This window comes from Aneurinibacillus danicus, assembly GCF_007991215.1.
Classification (GTDB): Bacteria; Bacillota; Bacilli; order Aneurinibacillales; family Aneurinibacillaceae; genus Aneurinibacillus; species Aneurinibacillus danicus.
The window spans coordinates 1-21,591 of record NZ_BJXX01000181.1; the positions used below are offsets into that span (position 1 = coordinate 1).

The following is a 21,591-nucleotide window of genomic DNA, read 5'->3' on the forward strand; positions in this document are numbered from 1 at the left end:
TTTTGGCCCGCAGTCTTTTTCTCTATGTTTCGCGGATCTCTCCTACCTGGATTACTCAAACACTTCCTTCTCCGCACGCTTATCGTGCACGTGTTCATTCGTCTCCCGCATCAAGTACCCCTGATGAATCCTCATCTCCATATTTTCACTTAACGAAAAAAAGATGAGATAAAAGGTTGACTTGTTATCGTTATTAAATTATAATCATTTCATGTAAGAAATAATTTCAGGAGGGATACACATGGCAGAACGTTTAGTAGGAAAAAAAGCACCAGATTTTACGATGGATACAGTTGTGGGCAGCGGGGAAGAATTCGGAAAGGCATCTCTTGCGGACTATCGCGGCAAGTGGCTCATCCTGTTCTTCTATCCGATGGACTTTACCTTCGTGTGCCCGACAGAAATCACGGCGTTAAGTGATGCGTATGAGCAGTTTGAAGAGCTTGATACAGAGATTCTTGGCGTTTCCACCGACTCGGTCTACACGCACCGTGCGTGGATTAATATGCCACGGGAGGATAACGGTTTGGGTAAACTGAATTTTCCGCTGGCAGCCGATTTGACGCATAAAGTCGCGCGTGACTATGGTGTTCTGGTGGAAGAGAAAGGGGTGGCTCAGCGCGGCCTGTTTATCATTGACCCGGAAGGTGAGTTGAAATACCAGGTCGTCACGGATGACAATGTGGGCCGCTCTGTGGAGGAAACGCTGCGCGTGCTGCAGGCACTGCAAGCAGGCGGATTGTGCCCGGCTAACTGGAAACCGGGTATGAACATGCTATAATAAAGATGCTGTGACATATAGAATAGGAGGCGATTTGTATGCCAATGAGACTGAAAACCCCGATGCCGTCTTTAGATGGGGCAACGGAATGGTTCAATGACGAAGGGTTTAAGCCAGAGGATTTGGCCGGACATCCGGTGCTGATTCACTTCTGGGCGGTGTCCTGCCACATCTGCCACGAAGTGATGGATGAAGTAGTTTCCTATGTTCATGCGTACAAAGACCATGGTTTGAAAGTTGTCGGCATTCACATGCCGAAGCAGGAGAGCGACCTTGATGTTGAGAAAGTCAAAAAGGACATTCAGCAATACAGCATTGTGCAGCCGGTAGCGGTAGACAATACGCATGCTATTACGGATGCGTTCGAAAATCAGTTTGTTCCGGCCTTCTTCTTATTCGACAAGGAAGGAAAACTGACGTACCGGGCTGCAGGCGATAAAGGATTCAAAAACGTCAAACCGAAGATTGAAGAATTGTTGGGTATTAACCAGTAAAAGGGAAAAAGCTGCCGACATAGACGTTCGGCAGCTTTTTTTATTATATTTATACTGTAATAGACATTCAAATAAGCTGGAAACAATTGTTTATTTGACTTAGCTAGTGTAAAATTAACAGATATTTTTTAATTTTTAGCTTCAATCAAATTGAAGAAAGATGGGGACAGGAGCGATTGTAGATGCAGGTGAGAATGGTGTGAATAAAAAGACGCGTTATTTTTATCTTCATCTCGTTCACGGGATTTTGCTTGTCATGCTGCTTATTACCGGCGCGTTTTTGTATGTTCCTTCTCTCCGGACTTTCCTGGGAGAGATACGATGGGAGTTTCGCTATGCTCACTCTTTAATCGGTATCGGCTATTTTCTTTTTTTGTGTGCAGCGCTCCCGGACGTCGTTCGCTATGCACGAAACCATAAAGCCTGGCAGAAAACGTTTCATTTCTGCCTGCAAATCTCACTGGGCATCGGATGGACAATCAGCGGCATATATCTCTGGGTAAACGCGACTTCGTATCTCAGCGTCCGGCAATTCTTTCTGCAAATCCATGATATGCTGAGCGTCTTTGTTATTCCGTGGATACTGGGGCATATCGGGCTTTGGTATTGGCGGCGCTGCAAATCAATACGACCGCAAAAGAAAAGAGTTCCAGAGGAGGGGGAGCGTGACAGGGGAATTCAACTGTCACGGCGCGACGTGCTTCGGCTATTCGGGGGCGTTTTCCTTGCCGTGGTGGCAGGCGGCCTCTTCCGCTGGTATCAGCCGCTGTCCGAGCGTTTTGCCTCCACGCTTGCTTCCGTAAAGCGTAAGGGATATTTTCGCATTTACTCGGTACGAAGCGACAATCCCGTATTCAACCGCGCGACATGGCAATTGACCGTCGACGGGCTGGTGGAGAGACCGTCTTCCTTTTCATATGAAGAACTGCTAAGCATGAGGGCGCATACGTTTATAAGTGATTTTCACTGTGTAACCGGTTGGAGCGTAACGGATGTAAAATGGAAGGGCGTATCCGTAAAAGAAATCATAGAACAGGTAAAGCCGAAAGAGGGAGGAACTTATGTAAGAATGTACTCCGCCGATCAACTGTATACCGAGACATATGAATTAACTCAACTCCTGGAAGAGAACGTTATTCTTGCCTATGAGCTGGAAGGAAAGCCGTTAAACGAAAATCAGGGAGCGCCGCTGCGCCTTTTTCACCCCGGGATGTACGGATACAAATCGATTAAATGGGTTCACCGTATTGAAATTCGCAAGGAGCGCGGACTCGGATATTGGGAAGAGAAAGAAGGGTATGACTTGAATGGCTATCTTACGTAGGTATGGTCTGTTTGTGCTAATATGGGGGGCTTTTTTTTCTCTTGCTTTTTGGGCTGCGCCGAATCGTGCGGAAGAAGACTTGCTTATGCTGCAGAAAGCGCTGCGGCAAATAGAGGAATGGGACTCTTATACGGTAAGTCAAACGATGACCGTTGGAGGACGCAAAGAAAGTGAAGTGCGGGTCATCTCTCATCAAAACCCTTACTTGGCGCATGTGGAATCGAAAGTGCGGCTCACAGACGATGAGGATTTCACATTTGAAGCATATTTTCAGCCTGAAGCCATCTATGTTTATACGCCCAGTAACAAAGCATGGACCAAAACGGACTATACGCATCCGGCAGCCGGGGAACTCGAAGGAGTGAAGCATCCCGGGGATTTGTGGCTTCGTCTTCTTGCACATACTGCACACATTACACGGACGGAAACGAAGGAGGGTCGTATCGTGTTCTCTCTTCAGTTACGTCCGTTTCGGGAGGAAATCAACGGCTTTTCTATCTCTGATGTACAGACCGCTAAGCTGGAAGCATGGCTTACGCCGAATCCTCCGCGGGTGGAGAAGGTAAAGCTGACCACGTTTTTTAAACCGAATATTTTACGCGGCTATAACGAGATGATATATGAAAATCATTTTTCGGCCATCAACCAAGCTCCGGACATTTATTTACCGATGGAAGCGTATACATTTAGAAAAATCAATAAATAAACAGAAAAAAATCAGGTAAAATTATTTGACATATTGAAAGATTGATAATATTATTGATTACAAGAACTACATAATAAACCTATGTTTTATAATATAAAACAATAATGCGGTTTTGTGTTGGTAAACTTTTATTTTGTCTCTATATGAGAACTTGGTTTTATATTATAAAACTAACTTTCGATTTAAGAAAGCGATTCCATTATGCTTTCACCATTATTTTGTTAAAAAAATTATAAAAAAAGAGGTGGGGTTATGAAGATGAGAAAAAAAGCAGCCGTATTTTCCAGTTTAATGTTAGCGGTTTCAGTTCTGGTTGCAGGCTGCGGCGGAGCAACGAAAGAAGCGGGAGCGGGCGGTGAGCAGAAAGGCGCAAAAACGATTAAAGTCGCCAATTACTTTGCCACAGACCACCCGCAGAACGTAGCTCTTCGCGAAAAATTTAAACCGATGGTAGAAGAAAAATCAGGCGGCACGCTGAAAGTTCAAATTTATGACAATAGTACGCTTGGCGCCGAAAAAGAATTCTATGACGGGGTGCGGAACGGCACGATTGAAATGGGAATTCCCGGTCTGATTATGCAGGCGGACGTTGAAAAAATGGCGGTACCGGAATGGCCGTTCTTGTTCAAGGACTTTAATCATGTCAAAAAAGTTCTGAACGGTCCGATCGGTCAAGAATTGACGGCCGATTTGGAGAGCAAGCATGGGGTGCATCCTCTGGCATGGAGCGCCAACGGGTTCCGCATGTTTTCCTCAAACAAAACGATTGACAGCATGGAAGATTTCAAAGGGCTGCGCATCCGCATGCCAAACATTCCAAATTATATTACGCTCGGAAAACTCCTCGGAGCAAACATAACACCGATGCCGATCTCTGAAGTGTTCAGCGCACTGGAGCAAAAAGTCGTAGATGGTCAGGATAATCCAATTGCAACGCTGCGTGCATCGGGGTGGTATGAAGTGCAATCCGATGTGCTTGAATCGAAGCACATGTTTAGCCCGAACATTTATATCATCAACAGCAATTTCTGGAAAGGGTTAACGCCGGAGCAGCAAAAAGTGATTGAAGAAGCTTCCAAGGCGGCTGCGGATTATGAGTTTGACCTGTTGGAGAAGAGCTATGAGGCCGACAAGAAATTCCTGCAGGATAAAGGTATCAAATTTACTACTCCTTCACCGGAATTCGCAGCGGAGATGGAAAAAGCTTCACAACCGCTGTATAACGAAATCTATCAAAAGTATCCGTGGGCAAAAGATCTTGTGGAAAGAATCAAAGCCGAAGCGAAATAAAGGGAGGGACTCACGTGCAGAAAGTAGGCAAGACCTTTAGTACCATTTTGAATATCGCCATTGCACTCTCGCTGGCTCTTATGGCCATTCTGGTTTTTGGAAATGTTGTGCTTCGTTATGCTTTTAACTCAGGGATTACCTGGTCGGAAGAAATGTCGCGTTTTTTATTTGTATGGATGGTCTTTTTGGGAGCGATTGCAGCTTTGAAAGACAACATGCACCTTGGAATGGATATCGTTATTAACTTCCTGCCGAAAGCGGCAAAAAAAGCTGCTTTTCTGCTCAGTAACGCCCTCGTTCTTTATGTTCTGTGGCTGCTGCTTGATGGAAGCTGGAAAATGACGGTGCTCAATATGAACAGTACCGCTCCGGCCACCGGGATGCCGCTTTCGTACCTGTACGGAATCGGTATCGTGACCAGTATTTCCATGGCAGTAATTATACTCATCAATTTATACCGTGCCTTGTTCTTTAAGGATAAAAACACACCGCTCGCCATGATTTCACAGACTGATGAAGTTGTACAGGAAGTAAGTAACGTGCAGGATAAACATTATAGTTTAAAGATGGATAGACCATCTGAAAAAGTGGGGGGATAGAGCATGCTAGGTGTATTTCTCGGTTCTTTGTTCGGCGGACTGGCGCTCGGCGTCCCTATTGCGTTCGCCCTTATTCTCAGCGGCATTGCGTTGATGTTCGCCATGGATATATTCGACAGTCAGGTTGTCGCACAAAACTTGATTAACGGTGCTAATAACTTCTCGCTCATGGCCATTCCGTTCTTCGTGCTGGCCGGCGAGCTAATGAATGCTGGGGGGATTTCTAAACGGATTGTCGGTTTCGCAATGGCTTTTGTCGGTCATATCCGAGGAGGGTTAGGGTACGTAGCCATTATCGCTAGCATTCTGTTTGCGGGCTTGTCCGGCTCCGCCGTTGCCGATACGGCAGCGCTCGGCGCCATCTTAATTCCGATGATGGTGGCACGTGGATACAATGTCGAACGCTCTACCGGTTTAATTTGTGCTTCCGGCATTATCGCTCCGGTCATTCCACCGAGCATTCCGATGATTATCTTCGGCGTAACAAGCGGTGTCTCTATTACCTCATTATTTATGGGGGGGATTGTTCCCGGTATCATGATGGGCCTTGGGCTTATTGTTGCCTGGACATTTATTGCCCGCAAAGATAAAAGCGAACTTCCGAAGCGTAAAAGTGCAAAAGAAATATGGGATGCGACAAAACAGGCCAGCTGGGCATTGCTGCTTCCGGCTATCATCATCGGGGGTTTACGCGGCGGTGTGTTTACGCCGACAGAGGCGGCGGTGGTGGCCGCATTCTATGCTTTGTTTGTCGGAATCGTAGTATATCGTGAACTGAAAATTGCAGACTTGTATCCGGTGCTTGTCGCCGCAGCCAAGACAACAAGTGTCGTAATGTTCGTTGCTGCTGCTGCGATGGTATCCGCCTGGTTAATTACAGTTGCAAACGTTCCGGCGGAGATGGCAGATATGCTGGGCGGTTTAATCGAGAACCCGCTGCTGCTGCTGTTGCTGATTAACTTGCTGCTGCTGGCTGTCGGCTTGGTTATGGACTTAACGCCTGCGATTCTTATCTTTACTCCTGTCCTTTTACCGGTGGTGAAAATGGCGGGTATCGACCCGGTCTACTTTGGAATTTTGATGGTCATCAATCTTTGTATCGGTTTGATTACGCCGCCGGTTGGTACCGTGCTGTATGTGGGATGCGGAATCAGTAAAATCAACATTTTGCAGCTGGCACGGGGTATTTGGCCGTTCCTGATGGTACACGTTTTGATTTTGCTGCTCTTGATTCTATTCCCGAGCATTATTACCGTACCTCTTGAATGGTTTACGTAATTTTATAAATAAATTTAAGAATAAGGAGAGCAAACAGATGCAGAAATGGAAAGTGGTTGTAACCGATTGGGAATATGAAGATTTGCGGTTCGAGGAAGCCGTGTTTTCGCCTTATGAATCGATTGAACTTGTACCAGCGCAATGCCGTACGGAAGATGAAGTCATTGCCGCATGTGCCGATGCGGACGCGATTATCAACCAATATGCACCTATCAGTGCCAAAGTTATCGAAGCTCTCGAAAAATGCCGGGTCATCACCCGGTACGGTGTCGGAGTGAATACGATTGATTTGGATGCGGCGACGGCAAAGGGCATCTGTATTGCCAATGTGCCGGATTACTGTATGGATGAGGTAGCGGACCATGCGCTGGCATTGATTCTCTCCTGGACCCGCAAGATCACCCTGGCGGATCGGTATACAAAAGAACATAAGTGGGATTTCAAGGTTACACAGCCTATCTACCGCCTGCGCGGCCGCACGCTTGGTCTGGTCGGCTTCGGAAAAATTCCGCAGGCCTTAGCGGAAAAAGTGAAGCCGCTCGGTCTGAAGGTTCTTGCGTATGACCCGTATTTTCCGGCGGATAAAGCAGAAGAAAAAGGCGTGACACTCGTATCGCTGGATGAGCTGTGCAGCACGGCCGATATTGTTTCGGTTCATGCTCCGCTGATGGCCGCAACAAAAGGAATGATCGGCAGCCGGCAATTCGACCTTATGAAGCAGGATACCATCATTGTCAATACATCCCGCGGTCCTGTCATCGATGAGGCCGCATTAGTGGCCGCGCTTCAGCAGGGGAAAATTGCGGGAGCGGCGCTTGATGTAGTGGAGGAAGAGCCGATTGTGCGCGATCACCCGCTTCTTTCGATGGACAATGTAATTCTTACGCCCCATGTAGCCTGGTACTCTGAAGAAGCTGCGGAAGAAATGCGGTCCAAAGCCGCGATGGGTGTAGTCGATGTACTTATTCATAATGAATATCCGAAATACCTGGTGAATCAATCGGTGCGGGATCATGTTGCGCTTAAGCCGACACAGGCGGGCGAACGCTATGCCGCACTGGTATAAAAAACATGAATGGACAGAGGGGGATTTCAAAGATGAAAAAGTGGGTCAAAAGTTTAGCAATCAGCCTTGCGCTTCCCGGATTGCTTCTGATGGGATGCGGCGGCGGAAACGGAGGGGGAAGCGCGACAACGAACGCGCCAAAAGGTGATGCACCCGCCGGTGTGCAGGAGAGAAAAATTAAAGTCGGCATCGGTCTGAATGAAGACCATCCGGAAGGACAGGGAATCAAGAAATTTAAGGAATTGGTCGAGCAGAAAAGCGGCGGCAAAATGCAGGTTCAAAACTTCTTCAGCGCCACGCTCGGTGACGATCAAAAGATGACGGAAGCTCTGCAGGGCGGATTACAGGAAGTAACCGTTCCGTCGACTTCGCCGCTTGTCGGCATGATTAAAGAATACGGTGTGTTTGACCTCCCATTCGTATTCAATACGGAACAAGAAGCGCATGCGGTACTTGACGGTCCGGTCGGACAGAAACTGCTGGATAAATTGCCGGAGCACGGCCTGATTGGTCTTGCCTACTGGGAGAACGGATTCCGTAACCTGACCAACAGTAAGCGTCCGGTCAACACACCGCAGGACTTCCAGGGAATAAAGCTTCGTACTATGCAAAATGAAATCCATCTGGAAGCGTTTAAAGCGCTCGGCGCCAACCCGACACCAATGGCTTTCTCTGAAGTGTTCAGCGCACTGGAAGGCAAAACGGTAGACGGTCAGGAGAACCCGCTGGCGACGATTAAGTCCAATAAATACAACGAAGTGCAGCCGTACTTAAGCTTAACGAAACATGTATACACGCCGTTTGTGTTCCTCGTGAGCAAGAAGTTCTGGGATGGCCTGTCTCCGGAAGAGCAGAAAATTATGAAAGAAGCAGCAGTAGAGGCCGGTAAATACCAGCGTGAAGTGAATTTTAAGGAAAATGCTAAAGCGGTGGAAGATTTGAAAGCGGCAGGTATGAAAGTAAATGAAGTAAGCGATGAGAACAGACAAAAAATGAAAGAAGCAGTGCAGCCGGTTATCGATAAATACTCCAAAGAAATCGGCGAAGATCTTGTAAACGAAATGATGGCTGAAATAGAAAAAGCAAGAAAGAAATAACAATAAGCAGTACAAAGAGGAGGAGCCAGGATGGAGATTATCGAGCAGTTGCTTCGAGACATCCCGCTTCCCCGCATGGTGAAAATTCGTCAGAATTTCTATGCGCCTGAGCTTGCCGACACCGCTTCTGCGGTGCGGCAGGCCATTAGGGACGCGGACGTTCTATCCAGAATTTCCGCCGGTGATCGGGTCGCAATTGCGGTGGGGAGCCGGGGAGTGGCCGATATTCCGATACTGACAAGGGAAACCGTGCGGGCGGTAAAATCGGTGGGAGGTCAACCGTTTATCGTTCCTGCCATGGGAAGCCACGGCGGGGCGACCGCAGAGGGGCAGATTGATGTACTGGCGCAGCTGGGAGTTACGGAAGAGGCGGTGGAGGCGCCGATTGTATCGTGCATGGATGTAGTCGAAGTCGGAAGATTGCCGAACGGGCTTCCTGTGTACACCGACAAAAACGCATACGAAGCCGACAAGGTTATCGTGATCAACCGTATTAAGCCGCATACCTCGTTTCGCGGCCCTGTGGAAAGCGGACTGATGAAAATGATTACCATTGGTCTCGGAAAGCAGAAAGGCGCAGAAGCCGCCCATGCCTACAGCTTCAAATACATGGCGGAACACGTGCTGGAAATGGCAAAGATTACGCTTTCCAAAGTGCCGATTATTTTCGGTCTGGGTACGCTTGAGAATGCGTACGACCGCCCTGCGAAAGTGGTGGCTGTTCCTGCGGAAAGGATTGAGGCGGAGGAGCCTGCCCTGTTACTTGAAGCGAAATCGCTTATGCCGAAAATTCTATTCTCGCCGATTGACGTGCTCATTGTCGATGAAATCGGCAAAGATATCTCCGGGGACGGGATGGATCCGAACATCACCGGCCGTTACGCGACACCGTATGCGAGCGGCGGACCGGAAGTGAGCCGCATCGTCGTGCTCGGCTTAACCGAGAAAACGCACGGCAATGCCAACGGTATCGGCATGGCCGATATGACCACCCGTGCCCTGTTCAACGAAATCGCCTGGGAAAAAGGGTACGCCAACGCACTGACCAGTACCGTCACATCGGTCGTTAAGGTGCCGATGGTGCTGGAAACAGAAGAGATGGCGGTCAAGGCCGCAATTAAAACATGCAACGCATTTGATCTGGCAAGCGCGCGCGTTGTCCGTATCAAAAACACGCTCGACATTAAAGAAATCTGGATATCGGAGAGTTTGCTTGCGGAAGCGAAAGAACGGGAGGACGTAGAAATTTTAACCGGGCCCCGCGAACTGGAGCTTCAACGCGAAACTGTGTAGCCATGCTGCTGTATTTGTACAGCGCGCTGGTTGTCTCCTATACGGTCAGTGTGTTTTTCGACTCCCGCCTGCTGGACTACACTGCCGGCATATTCGCGATTCTCTCTTTTGGTTATTCATTTCGCGGTGCGGCCCGGCTGTATCAAGTAACCGGCGGCATCTTCATCGGCATCGGCGTAGGATTAGCTCTATACAACGGCATTCCGCTTTGGAAGCTGCCGTATTTTTCGACCTCGACCATTGTATTGCTGGTAATTTTCTATGTTCTTCCGTTTATCAACAGCATTATTGTCGTAGGTCGCTATGAACAAAGCGTCAACCGTTTATTGAAGACGAAGATTACTCACTTGGGCCAGCTCTATTATCGCAGTTCTCTTGTGAGCTTTGTACTCGGGTCTTTTTTAAATATCGCTACAGTTACTTTTGTCGAAGCGGTATTGCAAAAGAATCTTCGCGGTATTGTGCAGAGGGTTCGCCACCGTTTTATTACCCAAGCGCTGCTGCGGGGCTATGCATTGTCGCTGGTATGGAGTCCGATGGAAATTCTTGTGGCGATTAGCGTGGACTTGACAGGCGGGGAATATCTGCATTTTCTTCCGTGGCTTCTTCTATTCTCTGTCATTTTGTTAGTAGCGGACTGGATGCTCGGTTTCCGGTACCGTTCCTACCATATCCCAGAAGAAGCGAGTCGAGACGCTGTGGCGCTGGACAAAAAAAGCATAGGAAGAATCATCGCTCTTTTTGGCTATCTTACCGTTTTTATTATCGCGGTCGTTCTGCTGCGCCGCTGGTTGGAACTTAGTTTTTTGATGGCTGTGGCGCTTGTGATTCCGGGCTACGCTTTCGGATGGGCCCTGGCGATTGGAAGAAGCCGCGCCTTTATAACGTATAGCATACCGCAATGGAAGGCACGCGTGCTTTCCACGCATAACTATATTGTATTGTTTCTGGCGGTCGGTTTTTCCATGAGCATTCTGCAGGAGACGCACTATCTTTCTTATTTGCAGAAGCCGTTCTCCGCGATTGCCGGTATGCCGCTGCTGCTTTTTCTCAGCATCCAGACGCTGTTTATCGGCCTGGCAATGGTCGGATTCCATCCCCTTGTGACAATCAGCATTCTTGGGGAAATCATCCGGCCTGTGCTCGGACAGATAAACCCGATGAGCATCGGAATCGTGCTGATTACATCGGGGTTATCTACAGTCATGGCCGGACCTTATAACGTATCGGTATCTTTAATGGGCAGTTTGCTGGGAGAAAATCCGTACCGTATTTCGTGGTGGAACATCGGATTCGCTTTTTTATACAGCGGCATTGGCACATGCATTGCCTATCTTTTGCTCTAAGCGATGTGAAAAAGGAGGAAAACATATGAAAATCACAGGTTTCACGCTGTACAAAGTACCTCCGCGCTGGCTCTTTCTCAAAATTGATACAGACGAAGGAATCTGCGGTTGGGGCGAGCCTATCGTGGAAGGCAAAGCCGATACGGTGGCCGCCTGTGTACGTGAAATGGAAGAATATTTAATAGGAAAGGACCCGCTGGCGATTGAAGATCACTGGCAGGTGCTGTACCGGGGTGCCTTCTACCGGGGCGGACCGGTACTGATGAGCGCGATCTCGGGCATTGAACAGGCGCTATGGGATATGAAAGGAAAGTATTATCAAATGCCTGTTTATCAAATGCTTGGCGGTGCGGCCCGCAGCAAAATCCGTGTCTATTCCTGGATCGGGGGCGATAGACCGACCGATGTAGCGGCAGCGGCCAAAGAAAAAGTGGATGCCGGGTTTACCGCCGTGAAAATGAATGCAACCGAAGAAATGAATTACATAGACACCACTTCAAGCGTCGAAGCCGTGATTAACCGCATTGCCGCGATTCGTGAAGCGGTAGGCAAAGACATAGGCATCGGCATTGATTTTCACGGCCGCGTGCATAAAACGATGGCCAAAACGCTTGTCAAAGAGCTTGAACCGTACCGGCCGATGTTTATTGAAGAGCCGGTGCTGCCGGAAAATAACGAAGCGCTGCGTGAAATCGCGCTTCATACGACAGCACCCATTGCTACGGGTGAGCGGCAATATACACGCTGGGGCTTCAAACAATTGTTGACGGACGGGTACGTTGACATTATCCAGCCTGACCTGTCCCATGCAGGAGGCATTCTTGAATGCAAAAAAATTGCGGCGATGGCAGAAGCGTTCGATGTGGCGGTCGCTCCCCACTGTCCGCTCGGTCCGATTGCGTTGGCTTCTTCCCTGCAGCTTGACGCGTGCACGCCGAATGCGATCATTCAGGAGCAAAGCCTCGGCATTCATTATAACGAAGGCAGCGACCTGCTTGATTATCTCACCGATCCCGGTGTCTTCCATTATGTAGATGGATTCGTAGATATTCCGCAAGGACCGGGCCTCGGTATCGAGGTAAATGAAGAAGCGGTCAAAGAAGCGGCACGGAAAGGTCATAACTGGAGGAATCCGGTATGGCGCTATGAAGACGGTAGTGTCGCCGAATGGTAGAAATGAAAGGAGGAAGTCACTTATGACGGGAATATATCCGTATATCGAAGGTTCGGTAAACCCGTACCGTGACAACGTGCAAGGGAAAGCGAACGAACCGATTTGTGTAGCGGGTCTTTTGGATCGGGCAAAGCAGATTCTCGGCCCTACCTATGAAGGGCCGAAACCGGATTGGACGCTGGATGAAATCTATGATCGCCTGCATCAGAATGCACCGCGTATCGCCATTATCGGTGGGTCTCCGGATCATCCGGCGCACATCATGGATTTTCAAACATCCGCCCGTGCTGCAATCCGCATCTGGCAGAACGGCGGCGTCCCGTTCTACTTCTCCACACCGGTAATGTGCGATGGTACGGCACAGAGCACACAGGGGATGAGTTATTCGCTTCAGAGCCGGAACGCGGTGGCGGAGATGGTCGTCAATCAAATTGAATCGCATGGCTATCACGGCGCTTTTGTCATTCAGGGCTGCGACAAACAGCCGCTTGGCGTGGTAAGTGCGCTCGTCCATTTGGACCGGCTCCGTAAATACCGGGGAGAGGCACCGTTCTTCGCGACGTTTGCTCCGGCCCATGTGCTTCAGGGCGGTACCATTCCGGAAGGTTTATTTGCGGAACTAGAAGAGGTGGCAAAACGGGCTGAAGCAAAAGGATCAGAAGACATTGCCCATGATTTGCGCGATACGATGGCGTATATCCTGCAGTGCTCTTCCAACACCGCTTTCCAGGGCGTGTTGGAGAGGGCAAGGGAGCGCGGCATTATTACGAAAGCAGAGCATGATGAATATGAGAAACAGCTTGCCGTCAATACATGCGATGGCAAAGGCGGCGTTTGTGCATTCAACGGAACGGGGAACAGTTCCCGTCATTTGGTAGCGGGCATGGGGCTTGTGCATCCGGCGCTCGAATTGCTGACTGCACCGCCGACCCAGGAGCAGGTAAATAAAGCGTTGGACAGCATAGCAACGATGATTAACAACCCGGTGTTCGGCGCATCCAACATCATGGCCGCCAACATCAAAAACGCCATCCGCATTCACAGCGCATCCGGCGGCTCCACCAACCTGATGATGCATACAGTAGCGGCTATGCTGTACGGGGGATACAAGTTCAGTCTGTGGGACTTAGACCAGATTCATCACGAAGTGCCGGTACCGGACTTGTTTGATTACAGTTTGACGCAGGGAAGAGACATTTTTGCGCTGGCTACGCAATGCTGTTCCGGAACAAGCCGGGGCATGGAAACACTCTTCCACGAACTGCTGAAAAACGGAGTGCCGATGGATATCGACGCACCGACCGTAACAGGAACAACATGGCGCGAACGCCTCGCCGACCAGACTGCACTGGCCGCCGGGCATGTACGTGAAAATCCGATTATTCTTTCAACTCCGAGACGTCCGTTCAGCGGTGTGGATGTGCTGACGGGTAACTTCTTCGAAAGTGCCGTCGTAAAGATTAGCGGCATGACAACAAGTCAGCTTGATGAGTTTGACAGGAAAGCGGCATTCGTCCTGTACTATCAGAATGAAGATGATGCCAACCGCAGCCTGTTAAATGTCAATCTGCTGGATACATTGAAGGCGCAGCGCAGCTTTGCCTATGAAAATATGATTGCGATGCTGCGTCACAATGCACCCAAGGCCTATGAAGCTTGTAAGGATTTAGAATATGACGCATTGTTTGATGCAATGGTAGAGCAGGGCGTACTCAAAATTGCCGTCATTATTTCCGGTCAGGGTCCGGGCGCTTTCGGAATGCCGGAAATGTTTACGCCGATGCAGCACATTAATGCCAACCGCAGACTCAAACGTCTTGCCACACTAATCAGCGACGGACGATATTCCGGGGTAACGTATGGCGCGGCCATCGGGCATATGACTCCGGAAGCGAAGGACGGCGGCGGCATTCTCTACCTGCAAACAGGGGATTTGCTGTATCTGAACTTGCGTGAACGCAGCATTCAATTCTTGAACGAGGAAGCGTTCCGGGAAGGAAAAGTAGTCTTCTCCTTTGAGGAAACGCGAGCAGCACGCCGCGAACTTGGCGAACAGCGGTTAGAAGCGATCCGCAGGCGCCAGCGTCAGGTGGCAGCCAGCAACCGGATGCACGCACATACGGATGCGGCGAACGGAGTAGTTCCGCTTGCGGTAGCCGAAGATGCGGTACTTGATTATCGCTCTGATGTTTTGCTTATGGAACAAAAAGAAACGTCTAAAAAGGTTGAAAACAAATAACAAAACTCAATTTGCAATTATAAAACAAATTGTGTTGGATAAGAAAGGCGGCACAAAAAATGAACAAAACAAAAGAGTTTATCGAAAGTCTGGGCTTTCCCTCCGGAGATCGTCATGATTTACCTGCGTCCACCCGTACGTTTCCGGATGGCGCGCACTACCGGGTTGAAATTCCGAGCGTGGAAGGACCGGCGTCATTTGAAGCCGTGCTGGAGGCATGCAATAAGTATGACGTAAATATCCACCGCATTTCCCAGGGAAGCGGCATTATGCTTCTGACCGATGAAGAGCTGGAGCAGATGGCGGCCATCGGACAGCGCGAGAAGCTTGAAGTCAGCCTGTTCGTCGGTCCGCGCGGCACGTGGGACGTCACTCCGATGTCCTGGGCCAGCGCCGGAAAGATTGCAGGGCTCCGGGTAGAGAGCATGGATCAACTCGTTTATTCTATTGAAGATATCAAACGTGCCTGCCGGGCAGGCATCCGCAGCATCCTGGTTGCCGATGAAGGGCTGCTCTGGCTCGTGAATGAATGCAAGAAATCCGGCGAGCTGCCTGAAGATTTGCTTGTGAAGATTTCCGTCCAGATGGCTCAGTCCAATCCGGTCTCAATTAAACTTATGGAGCAAATCGGCGCCGGAACGTACAACGTTCCGACCGATTTAACGCTGGCACGTCTTGCGGCCATCCGCCAGGCAGTCGATATTCCGCTCGATATTTACGTAGAAGTGCCGGACGATGTGGGTGGATTCATCCGTCATTATGAGATTCCGGAGATTATTCGGGTCGCTGCACCGGTTTATATTAAATTCGGCCTGCGTAACGCACCGAATATTTATCCGTCCGGCACTCATCTTGAAGCGACTTCGATTGCGCTGTCGAAAGAGCGGGTGCGCCGGGCAAGAATCGGGCTTGATATGATTCAGCGCTACGCTCCGCATCTGAAAATGTCGGAGCGGGGTGCAGAAGGGATCGCTGTACCTGTAAAAGGGGCATCGGTATGGACGTAGTCACACTGGGTGAAACGATGGTGCTTTTCACCCCGGTTACGACTTCTCCTCTCCGTTTCAGCGCACAGTTTGAGAAATCGATCGGCGGCGCGGAATCAAATGTGGCCATCGCACTTGCGCGCCTGGGCCATTCCGTGCGCTGGATTAGCCGGCTCGGGGCGGATGAGTTCGGCCTCTACACAAGGAATTACATCCGCGGGGAGGGAGTGGACACATCCGGGGTTATCTTTGACGAAGAGCACCCGACCGCCGTATTTTTCAAAGAACGCAGAACGATGCAGGAGCCGAAAGTGTACTACTACCGCAAAGGTTCGGCGGCCAGTCACATGACGCCGGACGATATTCGGGAAGATCAGATTGCCGACGCTTCGTACCTGCATATCACCGGCATTACACCCGCCCTCAGCAATACGTGCAGGGAAACGGTGGAGCATGCCATCGCTTTGGCGAAGAAGAACAGCGTTCCGATTGTGTTCGATCCAAATATCCGTCTGAAGCTATGGTCAAAAGAAGAGGCGCGAGAAACATTGATGGGCATTGCGGCACAGTGTGACATTATCCTGCCCGGTATTGAAGAAGGAGAAATCCTTACCGGAGCTGCAAGCCCGGAGGAGATGTCACGCATCTTCATAGGGCAGGGAGCCCGCCTTGTCGTCGTGAAGCTGGGAGCAAAAGGTGCTTATTATCGTACAGAAGAAGAGGAAGCGTATGTACCGGGGATTGAAGTACCGCATATTGTTGATCCTATCGGAGCCGGAGACGGCTTTGCGGCCGGGGTGCTTTCCGGACTTCTTCAAAAAAGGGGCATTCGGGAAGCGGTCATGCTCGGAAATCGCATCGGCGCTTATGCGTTGACTGTTGCCGGAGATGTGGAAGGATATCCGTACCGCGAACAAATAGAGCCCAGGTCCGATCATACCGATATTCTACGCTAAGCGGAAAGGGAGGGGAAGACGTATGATTCCAAAGGTAAATATCTTGCAAAAAATTGTCGACGGCGGCATTATCGCCGTCCTGCGTCAGGTCCCGCAGGAACAAAGCGAGGCGCTCGCGCAAAGCCTAATTGAGGGCGGAGTCACTGCGCTTGAGGTCACTGTGGATACACCCGGTGCATTTGAAACGATCAAAAGACTGTCTGACACGTTTGGGGACCGGGCCGTCATCGGAGCTGGAACAGTACTGGACGCCGAATCCGCTCGGCTTGCCATATTGAACGGTGCAGACTTCATTTTCAGCCCCAGTCTTCACCAGGATGTCATCCGGATGGCGCTTCGCTACGGAAAGGCCGCCATTCCCGGAGTGATGTCGCCGACGGAGATGATTACCGCAATGGAATGGGGGGCGGATATGGTGAAAATTTTTCCCGCCGCCGCGCTCGGGCCGCGCTATATTAAAGACGTAAAGGCACCGCTGCCGCATGTCCCGGTTATTCCGTCGGGAGGCGTGAATGTAGATAATATCGCTTCGTTCTTTGAAGCGGGCGCTTCTGCGGTTGGCATCGGCGGAAATCTGGTCCGGGTATCGAAAGAAGAAACCGCAGACTTCGCCCGCATTCGCGACCTGGCCGCTAAGTACGCCGCCGCTGTTAAAAAAGCGCGCGTCCAATAAGTTGTAAAAAACAGGCAGATAAGAGATCTGCTTTGTCCCACCTGGTATGGTAAGATAAGAGTAATTCTCTATTTTCTTAATTAAAGGGTGAAACCTATGCCAATCATTCAATCGGTGGAGCGCGCATTGCGGATTCTCGACTTATTCGATGAGTATGAAACGGAGTTGAAGATTACGGACATCAGTGCACGGATGAATTTGCATAAAAGCACGGTTCATTCGCTGCTGAAAACACTGCAGAAGTTTCGTTATATCGAGCAAAACATGGAAAACGGAAAATACCGGCTCGGCATGAAATTGTTTGAACGCGGGAATTTCGTTATCCATAATCTGGACATTCGCTCAGTCGCCAAAAATCACTTAACCGAGCTTTCGATGAAAACGGGAAATACCATCCACCTGGTCATTCTCGATGGAAAAGAAGGCGTCTATATCGACAAAGTGGAAGGCTCTTCGGCTACCGTACTGTATTCCCGCATCGGCCGGAGAATTCCCATCCATTGCAGCGCCGTAGGAAAAGTGCTGGTTGCTTTTAAGAGCCAGACAGAGTTAGCGGCGATTTTAAAGGGTTACGAGTATCGGCTGAATACGGCCAATACGATTGCAAACGAAAAAGATTTTCTCACAGAATTAAAGAAAGTAAAAGACCAGGGCTTTGCGCTCGACAACGAGGAAAACGAGCCTGGTGTCGCCTGCATTGCCGTGCCGATTCGGAACCATACCGGCGAGGTAGTCGCAGCCATGAGCATGTCCCAACCGGCCACAAGATTGAATTCGCAGAGCATGGAAGAAGCGGTGGCAATGTTGAAAGAAGCGGCGCAAGAAATTTCCGTCAAGTTCGGATACGGCATTCATTCGGGTCAAAACGCCACGCCTATATAAAATCGATGACTTCCTTTTAACAGGGAAGGAAGTCACCCTTTTTTATAAAACTTAATTTTATATTATAAAACAAATTGGAGGGTGTACTATGCGTATTATTCGTTATCAAAATGAGGAATCCCGCGCTGTCCTGGCAGCCGTTACAGATGAAGAGATGGTGTATTCGCTGCCGTACGATGACTTTATAGGTTTGATTCAGGCGGCAGAAGAGAAAGGGCTAAGTCCGCTGGCTCTCGTTCAGGAAATGATTGCAGCGGAAGAACCGCTGAAAGTTCCGCTCTCACAGCTCTCTCTGCTTGTTCCGATTGAGGCGCCGGAAGTCTGGGCCTGCGGCGTTACGTACGAAAGAAGCCGGGATGCACGAAATTACGAAGCGACCGGCGGCAAAATGGACGCCACCACTTTTTACGACAAAGTATACGATGCGGATCGCCCGGAGATTTTCTTCAAGTCCACTGCGGCACGCACGATCGGACCTGACCAGCCCGTCTATCTCCGCAGCGACTCGAACTGGCAAATTCCGGAGCCGGAGCTTGCCCTTGTCCTGGATAGAAACGGAAACATAATCGGGTATACGATTGGAAACGACATGAGTTGCCGTGATATCGAAGGAGAAAATCCGCTGTATTTGCCGCAGGCAAAAATCTGGAAAAACTCCTGCGCCATCGGTCCGGCTATCCGCCTCGCGGAAACGGTAGAAGATCCGTATGCATTCCAGCTCACATGCCGTATCTACCGTGACGATGAAAAAGTGGTGGAAGGTACAGCCGTCACCAAACAGCTAAAACGAAAATTTGATGAGCTTGTCTCCTATCTGGTGAGAGACAACGAAATTTTCGACGGTACCGTGCTGATGACAGGTACCTGCATCGTGCCGCCGAATGAATTTACGCTCCAGGATAACGATCGAATCGAAATTGAAATTTCTTCCATTGGTGTGCTGAACAACCCGGTAAAAGCACAGCAATCCGCTACAAATGCGCTTCGATAAACCTGTGTGTTCGGGAGAGTGAGGGAATGATAAAAAAAAGCAAGATTGCCCTGGTCACGGGAGCGGGATCCGGCATCGGTGAAGCGATTGCGAAAAAGCTGAGCGGCGCCGGGATGACGGTTGCGGTATGTGACATTGATGAGCAGGGGGGGCGGCGTGTCGCGGAAGAAATCATAGCGCAGGGTCATACGGCGAAATTTTATGCGCTTGACGTAACCCGTGAAGCGGAAATGGCAGCCGTTATCGAACAAGTGGCAGCAGAATATGGCCGCTTGGATATTATGGTAAATAATGCCGGGGTCGGCAAAGCAGGAACGGTGATCGAACAAACCGAAGCGGACTGGGACCTAATGATGAACGTAAACGCGAAGGGAGCGTTCTTCGGCTGCAAGTATGCCATTAAACAAATGCTGAAACAGGGCGGGGGCGGTGCCATTGTAAATATCGCTTCTGTCGCAGGGATGGTGGGTGTGTTGAACCGTGCCGGATATTGCGCATCCAAAGCAGCCATTGTAGGATTGACGAAGTCGGCCGCTTCCGATTTTGCGGAGCAGGGCATTCGGGTTAATGCCATTTCTCCGGGGACGATTGCTTCTCCCTGGATTCAGAAGATTCTTTCAGATAATCCGAACCCGGAAGCGGCACGTACGCAAATGGAACAGCGTCAGCCGATTGGAAGGATGGGAACCCCGGAAGAGATTGCAAATCTTGCGCTCTTTCTTGCAAGCGAGGAAGCTTCTTTCATTACGGGGAGCAACTACGTGGCGGATGGAGGTCTGACGGTGCGCTAGTCGTCCTTACAGCCGCCCTGCCGTAAGCCCTGTCAGCCGTATGTGGAATGAAGTAAGAAGAAAGGGGGAGAACATATGGAACCAAACTATAAAACCGTCATGATGAAGCCATATGATAAAGTGGCGACGGCACTTATGGACATTCCGGCGGGAGCGACGGTTGAGGTCACGTGTCTGGATAAAACGTACACCGTAACGCTCGCAGATGCCATCCGCTTCGGGCATAAGTTTGCGGTCGTGCCAATTGCCAAAGGAGAAGACATCGTAAAATACGGAGAAGTGATCGGCATAGCGACCCGTGACATTGCCGCAGGCGAGCATGTGCATGTACACAATCTGGAAGGAAAACGGGGAAGAGGTGACAAAGTTGGAACCGCAGAATAAACCGATGTTCTGGGGCTACAGACGTGCGGACGGCAGGGTCGGTGTACGTAACCATGTATTGATATTGCCTACCATTACGTGCGCGACGCAGGCCGCCCATCAAATTACACAGCTGGTGCAGGGGACGGTAAGCTTTATTCACCAGCACGGCTGCGCCCAGGTGGGAGGGGATTATGAGCAAACATTCCGCACCTATGTCGGAATGGGAGTAAATCCGAACGTATACGGCGTTGTTGTATTGGGTCTTGGCTGCGAAACCCATCAAGGATGGAAAGTGGCGGATGAAATTGCCAAAAGCGGGAAACCGGTTGAGCTTGTGTCGATTCAAGACCACGGAGGCACGCTGATGGCCATCGCGCAAGGCGCGAAAATCGCCGCCCGGATGGTACAGGAAGCCTCGGCAGTGATGCGCGAGCCGTTCGATTTTAGCGAATTAATCGTCGGAACGGAGTGCGGCGGCTCAGATGCCTGCTCGGGTCTGTCTGCCAATCCGGCCGTCGGTGTGGTAAGCGACATGATCGTGGATGCAGGCGGAACGGCTATCCTGGCCGAGACGACGGAGCTTATCGGTGCCGAGCATTTGCTGGCCAACCGGGCGGTAGATGAAAAAACGGCCAAACGTGTCTATGAAGTCATTCAGCAGATGGAGAGCCGCGCTCTTATGATGGGCGTCGACATCCGTACCGGGAACCCGAGTCCCGGCAATGTCGAAGGGGGATTAAGTTCACTCGAAGAAAAGTCGCTCGGCGCCGCAAACAAATCAGGCAGCCGTCCGCTCCAGGAACTCATTGATTATGCGCAGCACCCGAGCAAAAAAGGGCTGGTATGGATGGATACGCCGGGACACGATATTGAACAACTCACCGGCATGGTAGCCGGCGGTGCCCAGATCGTCCTGTTTACAAGCGGCCGCGGCACCCCTACCGGATCGCCGATCGCTCCGGTTATTAAAATCTCAACCAATACGCCCATGTTTGAAAAAATGGGCGACAACATGGACCTAAACGCCGGCACGGTGATCGACGGCACTGAATCCATCCATGAAGTCGGACAACGCATTTTTGATGAGATTGCCAGCGTGTGTTCAGGCAAATTGACAAAGTCTGAAATTTTGAAACAAAATGATTTTGGTATCTGGCGAATTGGCCCTACATTCTAATCCGTATGAAAGGAGCATCTAACAATGACAACGACTACACAGGTGAAAACGTATCTAAATTACATTAACGGAGAATGGGTGG

21 protein-coding genes are annotated in these 21,591 nt (G+C 50.1%); all 21 read left to right on the top strand.

Annotated features, from left to right (window positions below; genetic code table 11):
• The first annotated feature begins 241 nt into the window (after positions 1–241).
• The 21 genes from ADA01nite_RS18850 (at position 242) to ADA01nite_RS18950 (ending at position 21,509) form a co-directional block, all read left to right on the top strand.
• Positions 242–781: a peroxiredoxin gene (locus ADA01nite_RS18850; protein WP_146811975.1), complete on the top strand. Its 540-nt coding sequence runs from the start codon at positions 242–244 to the stop codon at positions 779–781.
• Between the two features lie 38 nt (positions 782–819).
• Positions 820–1,275, top strand: coding sequence for a redoxin domain-containing protein (locus tag ADA01nite_RS18855; RefSeq protein WP_146811976.1), 456 nt, complete (start codon positions 820–822; stop codon positions 1,273–1,275).
• 199 nt (positions 1,276–1,474) lie between these two features.
• Positions 1,475–2,599: a molybdopterin-dependent oxidoreductase gene (locus tag ADA01nite_RS18860; RefSeq protein ID WP_170230375.1), complete on the top strand. Its 1,125-nt coding sequence runs from the start codon at positions 1,475–1,477 to the stop codon at positions 2,597–2,599.
• The gene (locus tag ADA01nite_RS18865; RefSeq protein WP_146811978.1) at positions 2,583–3,305 is read left to right on the top strand and encodes a DUF6612 family protein; all 723 of its coding nucleotides are present in this window, start codon (positions 2,583–2,585) and stop codon (positions 3,303–3,305) included. Before ADA01nite_RS18860 ends, ADA01nite_RS18865 begins: the two co-directional genes overlap by 17 nt.
• A 258-nt stretch (positions 3,306–3,563) precedes the next feature.
• Positions 3,564–4,595, top strand: a complete 1,032-nt coding sequence (locus tag ADA01nite_RS18870) for a TRAP transporter substrate-binding protein (protein WP_146811993.1) — start codon at positions 3,564–3,566, stop codon at positions 4,593–4,595.
• Between the two features lie 14 nt (positions 4,596–4,609).
• Complete coding sequence (locus ADA01nite_RS18875) at positions 4,610–5,194, top strand: TRAP transporter small permease (RefSeq protein ID WP_371863582.1); 585 nt, start codon at positions 4,610–4,612, stop codon at positions 5,192–5,194.
• A gap of 3 nt (positions 5,195–5,197) precedes the next feature.
• Positions 5,198–6,472, top strand: a complete 1,275-nt coding sequence (locus tag ADA01nite_RS18880) for a TRAP transporter large permease (protein WP_146811979.1) — start codon at positions 5,198–5,200, stop codon at positions 6,470–6,472.
• Positions 6,473–6,509: 37 nt separating this feature from the next.
• Positions 6,510–7,538: a C-terminal binding protein gene (locus ADA01nite_RS18885; protein WP_146811980.1), complete on the top strand. Its 1,029-nt coding sequence runs from the start codon at positions 6,510–6,512 to the stop codon at positions 7,536–7,538.
• A 32-nt stretch (positions 7,539–7,570) separates the two neighbouring features.
• Positions 7,571–8,635 (top strand): TRAP transporter substrate-binding protein, encoded by a 1,065-nt coding sequence (locus ADA01nite_RS18890; protein ID WP_146811981.1) that lies wholly within the window; start codon positions 7,571–7,573, stop codon positions 8,633–8,635.
• Positions 8,636–8,665: 30 nt separating this feature from the next.
• Positions 8,666–9,928 carry a nickel pincer cofactor-dependent isomerase, group 22 gene (locus ADA01nite_RS18895; protein WP_146811982.1) on the top strand — a complete coding sequence of 421 codons (1,263 nt, stop codon included), beginning with the start codon at positions 8,666–8,668 and terminating at the stop codon, positions 9,926–9,928.
• Between the two features lie 2 nt (positions 9,929–9,930).
• Positions 9,931–11,274: a hypothetical protein gene (locus ADA01nite_RS18900; protein ID WP_146811983.1), complete on the top strand. Its 1,344-nt coding sequence runs from the start codon at positions 9,931–9,933 to the stop codon at positions 11,272–11,274.
• Positions 11,275–11,299: 25 nt separating this feature from the next.
• Positions 11,300–12,448, top strand: coding sequence for a galactonate dehydratase (dgoD, locus tag ADA01nite_RS18905; RefSeq protein WP_146811984.1), 1,149 nt, complete (start codon positions 11,300–11,302; stop codon positions 12,446–12,448).
• Between the two features lie 22 nt (positions 12,449–12,470).
• Positions 12,471–14,687 carry a dihydroxy-acid dehydratase domain-containing protein gene (locus tag ADA01nite_RS18910; protein ID WP_146811985.1) on the top strand — a complete coding sequence of 739 codons (2,217 nt, stop codon included), beginning with the start codon at positions 12,471–12,473 and terminating at the stop codon, positions 14,685–14,687.
• Positions 14,688–14,746: 59 nt separating this feature from the next.
• Positions 14,747–15,694 carry a U32 family peptidase gene (locus tag ADA01nite_RS18915; protein ID WP_146811986.1) on the top strand — a complete coding sequence of 316 codons (948 nt, stop codon included), beginning with the start codon at positions 14,747–14,749 and terminating at the stop codon, positions 15,692–15,694.
• A complete protein-coding gene (locus ADA01nite_RS18920; RefSeq protein WP_146811987.1) occupies positions 15,685–16,629 on the top strand; it encodes a sugar kinase in 945 nt (314 codons plus the stop codon). Before ADA01nite_RS18915 ends, ADA01nite_RS18920 begins: the two co-directional genes overlap by 10 nt.
• 22 nt (positions 16,630–16,651) lie before the next feature.
• Positions 16,652–17,302, top strand: coding sequence for a bifunctional 4-hydroxy-2-oxoglutarate aldolase/2-dehydro-3-deoxy-phosphogluconate aldolase (locus ADA01nite_RS18925; RefSeq protein ID WP_146811988.1), 651 nt, complete (start codon positions 16,652–16,654; stop codon positions 17,300–17,302).
• A 96-nt stretch (positions 17,303–17,398) separates the two neighbouring features.
• Positions 17,399–18,184 carry an IclR family transcriptional regulator gene (locus ADA01nite_RS18930; protein WP_146811989.1) on the top strand — a complete coding sequence of 262 codons (786 nt, stop codon included), beginning with the start codon at positions 17,399–17,401 and terminating at the stop codon, positions 18,182–18,184.
• Positions 18,185–18,272: 88 nt separating this feature from the next.
• A complete protein-coding gene (locus ADA01nite_RS18935) occupies positions 18,273–19,175 on the top strand; it encodes a fumarylacetoacetate hydrolase family protein (protein ID WP_146811990.1) in 903 nt (300 codons plus the stop codon).
• A 26-nt stretch (positions 19,176–19,201) separates the two neighbouring features.
• Positions 19,202–19,966 carry an SDR family NAD(P)-dependent oxidoreductase gene (locus ADA01nite_RS18940; RefSeq protein WP_146811991.1) on the top strand — a complete coding sequence of 255 codons (765 nt, stop codon included), beginning with the start codon at positions 19,202–19,204 and terminating at the stop codon, positions 19,964–19,966.
• A 75-nt stretch (positions 19,967–20,041) separates the two neighbouring features.
• On the top strand, positions 20,042–20,350 hold the full coding sequence (locus tag ADA01nite_RS18945) for a UxaA family hydrolase (protein WP_146811992.1): 309 nt from the start codon (positions 20,042–20,044) through the stop codon (positions 20,348–20,350).
• 4 nt (positions 20,351–20,354) lie between these two features.
• Positions 20,355–21,509 (top strand): UxaA family hydrolase, encoded by a 1,155-nt coding sequence (locus tag ADA01nite_RS18950; RefSeq protein WP_146811995.1) that lies wholly within the window; start codon positions 20,355–20,357, stop codon positions 21,507–21,509.
• Positions 21,510–21,591 lie beyond the last annotated feature (82 nt).